Origin of the sequence: Tsukamurella ocularis, assembly GCF_024807615.1 — a bacterium.
Lineage (GTDB): Bacteria > Actinomycetota > Actinomycetes > Mycobacteriales > Mycobacteriaceae > Tsukamurella > Tsukamurella ocularis.
The window spans coordinates 613,187-626,692 of sequence record NZ_JANUCJ010000002.1; the positions used below are offsets into that span (position 1 = coordinate 613,187).

The 13,506-nt window shown below is 70.6% G+C and carries 11 protein-coding genes; 2 read left to right on the top strand and 9 right to left on the bottom strand.

Annotated elements, in window-relative coordinates; genetic code table 11:
• Position 1: 1 nt before the first annotated feature.
• On the bottom strand, positions 2–1,051 hold the full coding sequence (gene recA, locus HNP44_RS09030; RefSeq protein WP_224651649.1) for a recombinase RecA: 1,050 nt from the start codon (positions 1,049–1,051) through the stop codon (positions 2–4).
• Between the two features lie 236 nt (positions 1,052–1,287).
• The gene (locus tag HNP44_RS09035; protein WP_259140069.1) at positions 1,288–2,091 is read right to left on the bottom strand and encodes a helix-turn-helix domain-containing protein; all 804 of its coding nucleotides are present in this window, start codon (positions 2,089–2,091) and stop codon (positions 1,288–1,290) included.
• A gap of 51 nt (positions 2,092–2,142) precedes the next feature.
• On the opposite strand from HNP44_RS09035, the gene HNP44_RS09040 reads away from it, so the two are divergent.
• Positions 2,143–2,565, top strand: coding sequence for a DUF2000 domain-containing protein (locus HNP44_RS09040; RefSeq protein ID WP_259140068.1), 423 nt, complete (start codon positions 2,143–2,145; stop codon positions 2,563–2,565).
• Positions 2,566–2,639: 74 nt separating this feature from the next.
• Here HNP44_RS09040 and HNP44_RS09045 read toward each other — a convergent pair whose 3' ends face one another.
• The gene (locus HNP44_RS09045; RefSeq protein WP_259140067.1) at positions 2,640–6,224 is read right to left on the bottom strand and encodes an indolepyruvate ferredoxin oxidoreductase family protein; all 3,585 of its coding nucleotides are present in this window, start codon (positions 6,222–6,224) and stop codon (positions 2,640–2,642) included.
• A gap of 173 nt (positions 6,225–6,397) precedes the next feature.
• Here HNP44_RS09045 and HNP44_RS09050 point away from each other — a divergent pair, with 173 nt between their 5' ends.
• Positions 6,398–9,538: an arabinosyltransferase domain-containing protein gene (locus HNP44_RS09050; protein ID WP_259140065.1), complete on the top strand. Its 3,141-nt coding sequence runs from the start codon at positions 6,398–6,400 to the stop codon at positions 9,536–9,538.
• A gap of 123 nt (positions 9,539–9,661) precedes the next feature.
• Here the strand turns inward: HNP44_RS09050 and HNP44_RS09055 are convergent, their stop codons facing one another.
• The 6 genes from HNP44_RS09055 to HNP44_RS09080 form a co-directional block, all read right to left on the bottom strand.
• A complete protein-coding gene (locus tag HNP44_RS09055; protein ID WP_224651659.1) occupies positions 9,662–9,853 on the bottom strand; it encodes a DUF3046 domain-containing protein in 192 nt (63 codons plus the stop codon).
• A 9-nt stretch (positions 9,854–9,862) separates the two neighbouring features.
• Positions 9,863–11,005, bottom strand: a complete 1,143-nt coding sequence (locus HNP44_RS09060) for a glycosyltransferase (RefSeq protein ID WP_259140060.1) — start codon at positions 11,003–11,005, stop codon at positions 9,863–9,865.
• Positions 11,006–11,059: 54 nt separating this feature from the next.
• The gene (locus tag HNP44_RS09065) at positions 11,060–11,230 is read right to left on the bottom strand and encodes a hypothetical protein (protein WP_224651663.1); all 171 of its coding nucleotides are present in this window, start codon (positions 11,228–11,230) and stop codon (positions 11,060–11,062) included.
• Positions 11,231–11,355: 125 nt separating this feature from the next.
• Positions 11,356–12,225, bottom strand: coding sequence for a phage shock envelope stress response protein PspM (gene pspM / locus HNP44_RS09070; protein ID WP_259140057.1), 870 nt, complete (start codon positions 12,223–12,225; stop codon positions 11,356–11,358).
• Between the two features lie 16 nt (positions 12,226–12,241).
• A complete protein-coding gene (locus tag HNP44_RS09075) occupies positions 12,242–13,057 on the bottom strand; it encodes a PspA/IM30 family protein (RefSeq protein WP_259140054.1) in 816 nt (271 codons plus the stop codon).
• 164 nt (positions 13,058–13,221) lie between these two features.
• Positions 13,222–13,497: a helix-turn-helix domain-containing protein gene (locus tag HNP44_RS09080; RefSeq protein ID WP_259140051.1), complete on the bottom strand. Its 276-nt coding sequence runs from the start codon at positions 13,495–13,497 to the stop codon at positions 13,222–13,224.
• Between the last annotated feature and the right edge of the window lie 9 nt (positions 13,498–13,506).

Consider the following 13,506-nt stretch of genomic DNA (forward strand, 5'->3'; position numbering starts at 1 on the left):
CCTAGAAGTCGACGGGCGCGGGAGCGATCTCGTCGGCGTCGGCGGTGACATCGGCGCCCACGCCGAGCTTCTCCTTGATCCGCTTCTCGATCTCGTCGCGGACGTCCGGGTTCTCGACCAGGAACTTGCGGGCGTTCTCCTTGCCCTGGCCCAGCTGGTCACCGTCGTAGGTGTACCAGGAGCCCGACTTGCGGATGAAGCCCTCGTTGACGCCCATGTCGATGATGGAGCCCTCGCGGCTGATGCCCTGGCCGTAGATGATGTCGAACTCGGCCTGCTTGAAGGGCGGCGAGACCTTGTTCTTGACGACCTTGACGCGAGTGCGGTTGCCCACGGCGTCGGTGCCGTCCTTGAGAGTCTCGATCCGGCGGACGTCGAGCCGCACCGACGAGTAGAACTTCAGCGCCTTACCGCCCGTGGTGGTCTCGGGCGAGCCGAACATGACGCCGATCTTCTCGCGCAGCTGGTTGATGAAGATGGCGGTGGTGCCGGAGTTGTTCAGGGCACCCGTCATCTTGCGGAGCGCCTGACTCATGAGGCGGGCCTGCAGGCCGACGTGGCTGTCGCCCATCTCGCCCTCGATCTCGGCCTTGGGGACCAGCGCGGCCACCGAGTCGATCACGATGATGTCGAGCGCGCCGGAGCGGATCAGCATGTCCGCGATCTCGAGCGCCTGCTCACCCGTGTCCGGCTGCGAGACGAGCAGGGCATCGGTATCGACACCCAGCTTCGCGGCGTAGTCGGGATCGAGCGCGTGCTCCGCGTCGATGAAGGCCGCGATGCCGCCGTTGGCCTGTGCCTCCGCGACGGCGTGCAGCGCCACCGTGGTCTTACCCGAGGACTCCGGGCCGTAGATCTCGATGACACGGCCGCGCGGCAGACCGCCGATGCCGAGCGCGACGTCCAGCGCGATGGAGCCGGTGGGAATGACCGCGATGGGCTGGCGCACCTCGTCTCCGAGGCGCATGACCGAGCCCTTGCCGTAGTTCTTGTCGATCTGTGCGAGGGCCAGCTCGAGGGCCTTATCGCGATCCGGTGCCGCAGGTGCCATGGGACTCTCCGTCCTTCGGGCCGGGACTGGGAAGAGCCGCCGGCGCTGGGTTCTACTGTTGCTACGGACGCTAGAGGGACCCTCTGACAAGTTTTCGCATCCGCATCGGGCGCGCTCTCGCCGGCTCACTTTCACGTCGAACACCGTCGACTATAGGCGAACCTGCGTTCGAAGCAAGCATCGAACGCGCGACACGCCGCGCCGCGCCGATCGGGTGCCCGAGGCCCCCGATCCGATCACCTCCGAGCTGCGGTTCCGCCGCTCCGTGCGTAGCGACCAGGAGTGGTCCCGACCATCGACTTGAAGTGACGGTTGAGGTGCGACTGATCGTGGAATCCCGCCTCCACCGAGACCTCAGCGGGCGCTCCCCCGGCGAGCAGCATCCCGCGCGCCAGCTCGACCCGCCTGCCGATGAGGTACCGGTGCGGCGGGAGCCCGAATTCGCGGGAGAACTCCCTGACCAGGTGCGTCGGGTCCACGTACAGCGCGCGCCCCGCCTCGGCGAGGGTCATTCCCTCCCGGATACGGCCGTCGAGCAGGTCCCGGAAGGCGTGCGCGACCGACCGATTCCGCGGCATTTCCGGCGCCTGCGGATTCCCGTCCAGGTGCCATTGGAGACGTTCGAGGATCAGAGCGAGCCGGCTGGCCGCTTCGAACTCCTCACCCGGCGCCGTGAGCGCGCTGTTGAGACGGTCGACGCGGCGCCGGAGCGGACCGTCGAGCAGCGTGGGCCTGCCGACCGCGCGGCCGACCCCGGTGAGCATCCGTGACTCCAGATAGATCACTCGCTTGTCGAAGCCGCCCGCCGTGAGGCTGTGCCCGTCGTGGGCGACGTGCGGCGGCAACAGCGTCACCGAGCGCGTCGTCGAGTCGCACCGCTCCCCACCCAGCTCGTACCCGATGCGGCCGCGGTCGACGGTGAGCAGCGTCCACACGTCGTGCGTGTGCATCGGGTAGGCGTGCTCCTCGAAGTGCGCCCGGAACACCTCGGCGATCCCCTCGACGTCCGGACGCCAGGCGACGGTCGACTCCGCGGACATCCATCAAGTATGTACAAGACCCGCCGCCCGGGCGGCGGCGACGCTGGAGGCATGACCGAGACGATTCGATTCGACACCAAGATCGCGGTGCTGCTCCGGGACGACCTGGCCGGGTGGCAGCGCCTCAACGCCACCGCGTTCCTCGTCAGCGGGATCGCCGCCATCGTCCCCGAGGTCGTCGGCGAGCCCTACGCCGATGCCGACGGCGTCGCCTACCTACCGATGTTCCGCCAGCCCGTCCTCGTCTTCGAGGGCGCCGGCGAGACGCTCCGCGCCGCACACCAGCGGGCGCTGGGCCGGGGCCTGGCGGTCTCCGTCTTCACCCGGGAGCTCTTCTCGACCGGCAACGACCGGGACAACCGCGCCGCAGTGCAGGCGGTCGGCAGCGCCGACCTCGACCTCGTCGGCATCGGTGTTCACGGCCCCAAGAACGCCGTCGACCGCATCCTCAAGGGCGCACGCATGCACCCGTGATCCCGGCCCAAGAACGACGGTGACCGCCCCTCGGAGGCGAGGGACGGTCACCGTCGAACACGGGAGGACGAGGGTTACCAGCCCAGCGTCTCCAGCTGCGCCTGGACGGCGGCGCGGTACTTCTCCACGTTGTCGGTCTTGATCGACTCGTAGCCGCGCACCATGTCCGGCAGCTCGGCGAGGGCGACGACCTGCACGCGCTGCTCGTCCGCGACGCGGCCGCCCTCGGCGGCGGCGATCATGAGGCCCACCAGCGCGCGGTACTCCGCGATGAGGGTGCGCTCCATCCGACGCATCTCGGTCATGCCGAAGACGTCGAGCTTGGTGCCGCGCAGGCGCTTCATCTTCGCCAGCGTCTTCATGCCCGGGTTCACCCACTCGCCCAGCGCGAGCTTGTTCTTCAAGCCCATCTCGCGCAGCGTCGGCGGGTGCAGGCGGATCGCCTTCTTGGCGTCGGTGCCGAACTCGTCGGCGACCTGCGCCGCGAAGCCGGCGTCCTGCGAGAGCCGGGCCACCTCGTACTCGTCCTTGTAGGCCATCAGCTTGTGCAGGTTGTGCGCGACGGCCGCGGTGAGATCTTCCGAACCCCAAGACTTCTCGGCACGGAACACGCGGACCACGTCGTCGGCGTAACGCTCGGCGTAGGCCTTGTCCTGGTACGCGACGAGCTCGTCGACCCGCAGCCCCACCTGGCGGAGCAGCTCCTCGGAGCCACCGTCGAGGGCGGAGACGAGGCCCTTGGCGAACGAACTGACCGGGGCCGGCGCGGGCACGGGGTGCAGGGCGTCGATCGCGGCCTTGACGCCGGCCGGGTCCGAGACCGACTGGCGGCCGCGGCGGAAGGCCTGCAGGTTCTTCTCCACGGCCACGCCGTTGAGCTCGATGGCCCGCTCGATCGACGCCGAGCTGATCGGCAGCGCTCCGGTCTGGAACGCGGCGCCGACCATGAACATGTTCGCGTACTGCTCGTCGCCGAACAGCTCCAGCGTCAGCGCACCCGGATCGAGGTAGACGGTGCGCAGCGACGCCCGGTCGATCTCCTGATGGATGGTGCCCGCGTCGGGGTAGCCGACCGAGGTGTCGATCACCATCTGCCCGGTGGGCACCTGGGTGGTCGAGACGATCGACGTGGTGCGCTCCGGCGAGGCCACCTTCAGGTTCTGCGGATCCACGCCGACGAGGCTGTCGCACGAGAGGTACACGTCGCAGTCGCCGGAGGCGACCTTCGCCGCCTGGTCCACGTACGTCGCCGAGACCTTGATGTCCGAGACCACGGCGCCGCCCTTCTGCGCCATGCCCGTCATGTCGACGGTGCGCGCGGAATGGCCGTCGAGCACCGTGGCGGTGGCGAGGATGGCAGAGACGGTGACGACACCCGTGCCGCCGATGCCGGTGACACGGATGGCCATGCCGTCGGCCTCGCGGCGCGCCTTCTTCGGCTGCGGGATCGACTCGGCGGTGATCTCGGGCACCGACTTGCGCACCTTGCCCTGTGCGCCCGGCGTGACCGTGACGAACGACGGGCAGTCGCCCTTGAGGCAGGAGAAATCGAGGTTGCACGAGCTCTGGTCGATCCGAGTCTTGCGCCCGAACTCCGTCTCGACCGGGTGCACCGAGAGGCAATTGCTCTTCTGCCCGCAGTCGCCGCAGCCCTCACAGATCCGCTCGTTGATCACGACGCGCTGGTTCGGCACCGGGTACTTGCCGCGCTTGCGCTTGCGCCGCTTCTCCGCGGCGCAGTGCTGATCGTGCACGAGGACGGTGCAGCCCGGGACCTCGGCCAGCTCGCGCTGGATGTCGAGCGTGTCGGCGCGGTCGCGGACCTCGACGCCCTTCGGCAGGCCGAGGGCCTTGGTGCGCTGGGGATCGTCGGACGTGACGACGACCTTGGTGACACGCTCGGCGAGCAACAGCGTGCAGATCTGCGGCAGCGTCATCTCGCCGACCGGGTCCTGGCCGCCCGTCATCGCGACGGTGCCGTTGAACAGCAGCTTGTAGGTGATCCGCTCGCCCGAGGCCACGGACTGCCGCAACGCCAGTGAGCCCGAGTGCATGAACGTGCCGTCGCCGATGTTCTGCACGAAGTGCTTCTCGGTGACGAAGGGGGCCATGCCGACCCACTGCGCGCCCTCGCCGCCCATCTGGCTGACGCCCGTCACGTCGCCCACCTGCTGCGGGTCCATGAGGAGCACCATCGCGTGGCAGCCGATGCCGGCGCCGACCAGCGTATCGTCGGCGACCTTGGTGGAGGTGTTGTGCGGGCACCCCGAGCAGAAGTACGGGCTGCGGTGCGCCAGCGGCAGCTCGATACGGGTGCGCACCTGCGCCTTCCGGTCCAGCCAATCCTTGGCGGCGGGCACCCGGTGCACGCGCGCCAGGCGCGAGGCGAGTCCGCGGGAGACCGAATCCACGTCCAGCTCGCCGAAGCGGGAGAACAGCGTGGAGCCGTCCTCGTTGGTCTTGCCGACGATGTTCGGCGCACCCGGGTGGCGGAACAGGATGTCGCGCATCATGGTCTCGAGGAAGTCGCGCTTCTCCTCGACCACGATCACCTCGTCGAGCCCGTCGATGAACTCGTGCATGATCTGCCGCTCGAACGGGTAGACCATGCCCATCTTGAGGATGCGGATGCCGAGCCGGTTGAGCTGGTCGTCCTCGATGCCGATGAGCCGCAGCGACTCCCGCACGTCGAGGTAGGTCTTGCCCGCACAGACGATGCCGATTCGGTCGTCGCTCGAGCGCACAGTGATCCGGTTGAGCCGGTTGATCCGCGCGTACTCCGTGGCGCGCGGCATGCGCACCGTCAGCTGGTTCTGCTCGAGCTCCATCAGTTTCGCGCCGAGCAGCAGGCCCGACGGGACGTGCGGGCTGGTGCCGAGGTCGCCGTAGACGGGCAGGATCCGGTCCGGGTGCACGTCGGCGGTGGAGGAGCCGTCCGCGACGTGCGCGGAGATCTTCAACGACGTCCACAGGCCGGACACGCGCGACATGATCGCCGCATGCACGCCGAGGTCCAAGATGTCCTGCGAATCGGCGGGGTACAGGATCGGCATGTACAGGTCTGCCAGGGCCATCTCGGAGGCACACGGCACCGTCGAGCTCTTGGCGCCCGGGTCGTCACCGACGAGGGCGACCGCGCCGCCCGCCGCGTGGGTGCCGATGATGTTGGCGTGCCGCAGCGCGTCGGTGGCACGGTCGAGGCCCGGGGCCTTGCCGTACCAGTAGCCCGTCACGCCGTCGAGGCCGCGGTCGAGGTGCCCGACCTGCGCGGCGATCTGCGAGCCCATGACCGACGTGGCGGCCAGCTCCTCGTTGAGGCCGGGGCGATGCACGATGTCGAAGTCCTTGAGGTACTTCGTGCGCTTGGCGATCTCCAGGTCGTAGCCCGCGAGCGGCGAGCCCTCGTAACCGGAGATGAACGAGCCCGTCTTGAGGTTCTGGCGGCGATCGAGCCGCGCCCGGTCGCGCACCATGCGGACCAGGGCCTGAATGCCCGTGAGGTAGATCGTGCCCTCTTCGCGCGTGTACCGATCGTCCAGGGAGAAGGACTCGACCGCGGCGGATTGCCCTCCCCGGGGGTCGGCATCGTGCCGGCCCGCCTGCGTGGCATCCGTGCCACCGGGAACCTTCTCGATCGGCGAATTGGCGTCAAGGGTCACTGAAACCACCGTGCTTTCTCTCAATACGCCCTGTTCCAGGGGTGGCGGAACCGGGCGTGGGCTGTGTCGGTGATCACAGCATAGCCGCTGTGACGGCGTATTTCACAGCCGTCTCGGGCGACTCGCCGCGCGCCGACCGGGCCCGCCGGTCCGGGCCGATACCCTGATTGATCGTGAACCTCCGAATCGCCCGGATCGCCGCCGTCGTGGCCGGCCTGATCGGCCTGGTGCTCGCGATCGCGACGCCCCTGCTGCCGATCAAGCAGACCGCGGTCACGATCGACTGGCCGCAGTCCGGATCGCTCGCACCGGTCACCGCGCCGCTCACCATGTACAAGCCGCTCGAGGTGGACGCGACGATCCCCTGCACACTCGCAGCGACGGCACCATCGGACAAGCAGACGGTGCTCGCGGCCACGACGCCGCCGCCCGCCGGGGACCGGGCGCGCACGGCCGGGCTGTACGTCACCGTCGACGGCGAGGCCCTGACGGTCCGCTCGCGAGGCGCGCTGGTGCACCACGTGCCGCGCGCCGACCTGGCACGGTGCGGCGAGCTGCGGATCTCGATCGACGCCGATCACGCCTTCGCCGCGGCCACCGGCATCTCCGGCCAGGGCGACGTCCGCGGCGACCTCCGGCCCCAGGTGGTGGGCGTCTTCTCCGATCTGCCGGCGAACCTGCAGGGCCCGACGCCGAAGATGACCATCTCTGTCGACTCGCGGTACACCTCGTCCCCGTCGGCGCTCAAGGGCATCGCGATCCTCGTCGGCGTGGCGTGCGTGCTGATCTCGCTGGTCGCGCTGGCGCTGCTCGACCGCGCCGACGGGCGGCGCCGGGGACGTCTGCTCCCCCGAAGCTGGCTACACGTGCGCCTCGCCGACGTCGCGGTGATCGGCAGCCTCCTCGTCTGGCACATCGTCGGGGCGCCGACCTCGGACGACGGCTACATCCTCGGGATGATCAAGGCCGCGCCGCACTCGGGCTACATGCCCGAGGTGTTCCGCTACTACGACGCGCCCTACGCCCCGTTCGGCATGCCCTTCTACGTGGTCTCGTGGATGGCGGATCTCAGCGTCTCGAGCCCGTGGCTGCGCCTGCCCGCGCTGCTGTCGGGGATCCTGGCGTGGTTCCTGCTCTCCCGCGAGGTGCTGCCGCGCCTCGGTCTGAGCAAGCGGCGCGCGCCGCGCGATTACTCGCGAGCCTTGTGGGCGATGGCGGCCGTCTTCACGCTGTTCTGGCTCACGTACAACCCCGGCCTGCGCCCGGAGCCGATCGTCGCGGTCGGCACCGTCGTCACCTGGTGCCTCGTCGAACGTTCCGTCGCCACGCGCCGCCTCGCGCCCGCGGGCGTCGGCCTGGTCGTGGCCGGCCTCACCGTCTCCGCTGCCCCGACGGGCAGCTTCGCGTTCGTCGTCTTCCTCGTCGCGGCGGCACCGCTGTGGCGGGCCGTCGTGGCGCACGTGAAGGCGAACGGCTACGCGGCGACGCTGCTGACGCTGGGCGCCGCCGGCGCGTCGGTGCTCTTCCTCGTCTTCGCCGACCACGGCCTCGTCGAGATGCTGCAATCCACCACGCTGCTCGGCGACGTCGGGCCGAGCGAGCCCTGGCACCGCGAGATCATCCGGTACGAGGCCCTGTTCCAGCAGAACCCCAACGGCTCGGTCGCCCGACGGTTCGCCATGCTCGCCCTGTTCCTGGGCTCCGCGATCGTCGTCGCGCTGCTGCTGTGGCGGCGCCGCATCCCGGGCATCGCGACCGGACCGGCCCGCCGTGTGGTGGCCGCCATCGGCGTCTCGCTACTGGTCATGGCCTTCAACCCCACCAAGTGGACCCATCACTTCGGCGCCTTCGCCACGCTGGGCGCGATGGTCGCGGCGATCGCCGTAGTCGCGGTCGGGCCGCGCACCATCCGGCGCCCCCAGTTCCGGCTCCTCGCCCTCGCGGCCGTCGCGGGGTGCGCGACGCTGGCCTTCGAGACCACCAACGGATGGTTCTACCCGGGCAACTTCGGCATCCCCTGGGGCGGCGCCGAGCCGGCCGTCGCCGGGATCAAGATCGCGAACGTCTTCGGCGCGGCCACGGTCGTTCTGCTGCTCGCGGCGCTCGTCGTGCACGTGACGGGATGGACACCGCGGCTCCCCGACGTCTCGGGGCGCCTCCCCGGTTTCGCGACGCCGATCACCCTGGTCGCCACCTTGATCATCGCGATGATCGGCGCCACCAACGTCGCGTCGATCATGATCCAGCGACCGGCCTACTCCTACGGTCAGCAGAACCTGCGCTCGCTCGCCGGCAACCCGTGCGGCATGGCCGACGAGGTGCTCGTCGAGCGTGACGCCACCGCGGGCGTCCTCACACCAATCGGCAACGCGCCCGATCCGCTCGTCGGGGAGGTCAACGCGAACTTCACGCCGAACGGCATCGCGGGCAGCCTCTCCTCGTCGTCGCGGGGCGCCGCGGACCTCGTGCGCACCGGCGACGCCGACAACACCCCGTCGAACACGGGCGGCACCGGCGGCGGCACGCTGGATGCGCCCGGCGTCAACGGCTCGACCGCGGCCCTGCCCTTCGGGCTCGACCCGGCGCGCGTGCCGGTGGTCGGCAGCCGGCAGACCGGGCCGCAGCGCTCGGCCCGCGCGGTGTCCAGCTGGTACGCGCTGCCGGCCGGCGGGATCGACCGGCTGCTGACGATCAGCGTCGCCGGCCGGTTCAACCCCGGCGATGTGCAGCTCGAGTTCGGTTCCGAGACCGGCACGATCACCCCGAACGGCGTCGTGACGCCGATCGACATCGGTCCGCTCCCCGCGTGGCGCAACCTTCGCGTCCCCGCCGAGACGGTGCCCGCGGGCTCGACCGCGGTGCGCGTGCGCGCGACGATCACGGCACCGTCGGAAAGCACCTGGGTGGCCTATACGCCGCCGCGCGCACCGAAGCTGGAGACCCTGCAGGAGTTGCTCGGCGACGATCCGACGCTGGTCGACTGGGGCGCCGGGATCGGCTTCCCGTGCCAGCGGCAGTGGCGCGAGAACGGCGGCGTGGCGGAGCAGCCGCGGTGGCGGATCCTGCCCGAGCGCGACCTCGCGGCCGCGGCGACCACCACGTGGCAGGGCGGAGACGCAGGCGGGCCGCTGGGCTGGGCGCTGCTGCTCGCCAAGGCGCAGACGGTGCCGACGTACCTGAACCACGACTGGGGCCGGGAGTGGGGCGCGCTTGAGCGCTACGTGCCCTACGTCGATGCGCCGGCGGCGCAGCTGGGCCGGTCCGAGGTCACACGGTCCGGGCTGTGGACGCCGGGGCCGACGCCCCAGGAGTAGCTACCAGCGGGACCGGGGACGTCGGGGTCGGGACAGAGGGCACCGCCCGACGCGAGGTCGGCTACCAGCGGGACCGGGGACGTCGGGGTCGGGACAGAGGGCACGCGCCCGACGCGAGGTCGGCTACCAGCGGGACCGGGGGACGTCGAACTCGGAACATAGCTCGCGCCAGACGTCCTTCGGATCCACGCCGGATTCGATGGCCTGATCGCCGGTCGCGCCGAAGGCGCTGAGCCGATGGTCTCGCATCAGGGTGTCGCCGCGGAGGGCACCGAACTCGGCGTAGAGCAGTTCGCGAAAATCAGTCAGGCGCACTGGACCAGGTTACCGATAGGCCTCGCACACCAGCACGGGGTCGGCGACCCGGTGGGCCCCGTCGGCGGCGACGCGGGCGGCCCGGGCGAACGAGGGATCGTCGAGGACCCGGCGCACGCCGTCGCGGATCGCCCCGGCGGTCGCGGGCCGCACAAGCACGCCGCTCCCCTGGCGTGCGACGCGGTTGGCGAGTTCCCACTGGTCGCCGCCGCCGGGGACGACGACGACCGGCCTCCCGGCGGTGAGCGCCTTGGTGAGCATGCCGTGCCCGCTGCCGCAGACCACGGCGTCGGCCCGCGCGACCAGGTCGTCCTGGCGGCCGAAACCGCTGGCGACCCACGGCTCGTCGAAGGCGGGCGGGTTCAGCCCACTCACCGCGAGGCGCACGTCGGCGCCGCGGAGGCCGTCGACGGCGACCTCGGCGAGGTTCTGCTCCCCCGTCGCCGCAGTCGATGGGGCCACCATGACAAGCGGACCGGCACCGTCGGGGACGGGGCACGGATCATCCGTCGGCTCCAGCGTGAGGGGCCCGACGAGGTGCGTGCGCGCCGGCCAGTCGGGCCGGGGCAGCTCCAATGCGGGGATGGTGGCGACGAGCCTTCCGGCGGGCCCGCCGTCGCGGGGCGGGAGGCCGATGCCCGCGCGGGCGGCCTCGCGCTGACGGCGGCCGTTGCGCAGGTCGCGCTCGGTGAAGGCGCGGAGGACGACGTCGCGGAGCAGTTCGCGCGGCGTCTGTGCCGGGGCCAACCCGGAGCCGATCGGCGGCAGCCCCTTGGAGGGCAGGTACAGGGGGTGCGGGCTGAGCTCCAGCCACGGCACGTCCAGCAGCTCTGCGGCCATCCCGCCGCCGGGGGTGAGGATGTCGGCGACCACGAGGTCAGCACGGAAAGCCTCGATGCCGGGGAGGACCTGCGTGGCGATGTACGCGGCGCGACCGTGGATCTTGGACCCGGCGTCGCCGTCGTCGTCCCCCGGCCGGGCGGCCAGGCCCGGCAGCTCGCGCGTGTCGACGCCGTAGCGCGCGCCGACCCCGCCCCACTGCCGTCCGGTGAAGACGACGGGCTCGTGCCCGGCGCCGATCAGGCGGAGCGCAAGAGCGAGGCCGGGCAGTGCGTGCCCGGCCTCGGATCCCGCGACGATCGCAACGCGCACCCGCACTCCTTCGTGAGCCGTCGGCACGCCCGAGGGCGTACGCGGGGCGGCCCGCTAGAACGTGGTCGGGGTCTTCTTCCCCGAGCCCAACCACTTGACCACCGAGACGATACCGATGATCACCAGCGCGATGATGGCGAGCGGGAACAGCGACTTGATGATCGCCGAGGCCACCATCAGTACGAGCCAGATGGCGACGATGGCGCCGAGGATCTTCCAGAACATTGCGGTGCACCTTTCAGAGGGTTTTCGATGAGTCCTTCGTCGTCCATACTGCCCCCTTCGGAACGCGAAAGTCACTCTCTGAACTGCGGTTTCAGGGAGATTTGGGGGTTAACCCCGAGAGCGGATCACCAGGTCTGGGGATCCGGCACCGGCGGCAGCGCCGCAATGCCGTAGGCCCAGGCGCGCAGCCGCTCGGCGGTCTCCTGCAGGCGGGGCGTCGCGGTGCTGAGTTCGTCGAACCGGGCCGGCGAGCCGAGGGACCGGCGCGCGGCGGCCACCGTCGTCGCGGCGGAGCGGACCATCTCGCGGTAGGCCTCGACGCCCTCGTCGAGGCTGTCGAGCCCGTCCTCGAAGGTCTCGCGCAGGTACGCGGCCGAGCCACCCCCGCCCGCGACAACGCGCTCGAGGTCGATGAGCTGCTCGGCGTAGGAGATGATGGCGTCGGCCGAGGTCTCGGCGTCGTCGTCGAGCTCGCTGAGCGCGTCGGGAGGCAGCGCGCCGGAGCGGGTGAGCACCGACATGAGCGCCAGGAACTCCTGCTCGGCGTCGGCCAGCGCGCGCACCGGGTCGTGGAGGGCCGACGAGCGCGCGGGCACCCCGCGGCGGGCGTAGGTACGGGGCGGAGGCGGGGTGCGACGCAGACGACGCAGTTTGCGGACGGCGTACCCCGCGGGCACGGCGATGAGTGCGGTGACGGCGGTGGCTGTCCCACCGACGACGGGTGCGGCGGCGGCGAAGCCGCCGACGGCCACCACGGCCGAGGTGGACGTGGTCGCGGCCCAACTGTTCACGGTGTAGCGGGCCTGCTTGATGGAGCGCTGATGGGCGGCCTTGGGATCCCGTCGACGGGCGGCCTTATCGCGTGCCTCGTCGGCGGCGCGGGCGGCCGTCTCCATCGCGGTCGACGCGGCGCTGATCGCGGAAGCGGCCATCCGACCAGCGGAGGCCGCCACCGCCGAGAAGTCGGTGCGGTGGCGGCCTCGCTGGTCAGTCATCGTTCCTCGTCGGTTCTCAGGGGTTCTGCAGGCCCGGGTTCGGGGCCTGCTGCGGGGTCTGCGGCGCGGGGGCGGCCTGCGGGGCCGCGGGGGCACCGGCGATCTGGCCGCTGGCCTGCATCGACGCGCGGATCTGCTCGAGCCGCGAATGGCCGGCCATCTGCACGGTGGCGTTCTGAACCTCCATCATGCGTCCCTGCACCGAGTTCTGCGCCAGCTCGGTGGAGCCGAGGGCGTTGGCGTAGCGGCGCTCGATCTTCTCGCGGACCTCGTCGAGGTTGGGGGTGTTGCCCGGGGCCGCGAGCTGGCCCATCTGGTTGAGCGACGCGGAGACCTGCTCCTGCATCTTCGCCTGCTCCAGTTGGCTGAGCAGCTTGGTGCGCTCGGCGAGCTTCTGCTGCAGCTGCATGGCGTTCTGCTCGACGGCGCGCTTAGCCTGGCCGGCGGCCTGCAGCGACTGGTCGTGCAGCCCCTTGAGGTCCTCGACACTCTGCTCAGCGGTCACCAGCTGGGCGGCGAAGGCCTCGGCGGCGTTGGTGTACTCGGTGGCCTTGGCGACATCGCCGGCGGCGCTGGCCTGGTCGGCGAGTTGCACGGCCTGACGGGTGTTCGCCGACAGCTTCTCCACCTCGGCGAGTTGACGGTTCAGCTTCATCTCGAGCTGACGCTGGTTGCCGATGACGGCGGCGGCCTGCTGCGAGAGCGCCTGGTGCTGGCGCTGTGCGTCTTCGATAGCCTGCTGGATCTGCACCTTCGGATCGGCGTTCTCGTCGATCTTCGAGTTGAACAGCGCCATCAAGTAGTTCCACCCCTTGACGAACGGGTTAGCCATCGTCAGTTCTCCTCCGCCTCGATACGTCCAACGCCGAACCACGTCCGGCCGTCCGGCGACCGCCGGACTCGTGCTTATCAATCTATCGGGAAACGACCCTGTTGCGCCGCCCTGGTGGCGGGTTCGGGGGAAATCCCCGAGCCCGCAGAGCGATGTTCTCAGGGTCAGGCGACGGCGAGCGCCGGCGCGGGGATCACCATGGTGGGGATCGGGCGCATCGACACGCTGGCCTGGGCCACCACGTCGGCCACCTCGATGGCGAGCGCGCCGCAGATCGCGGCCAGCAACTCGCTGGACGCCTCTTTCTGACCGCGCTCGACCTCCGACAGGTAGCCGAGACTGACCTGGGCCGCCGAGGAAACGTCTCGCAGCGTGCGACTCTGGCGGACCCGGGTCTTACGCAGGTTCTCGCCGATCGCCTCGCGAAGCAGTAGAGCCATGCTCACCTC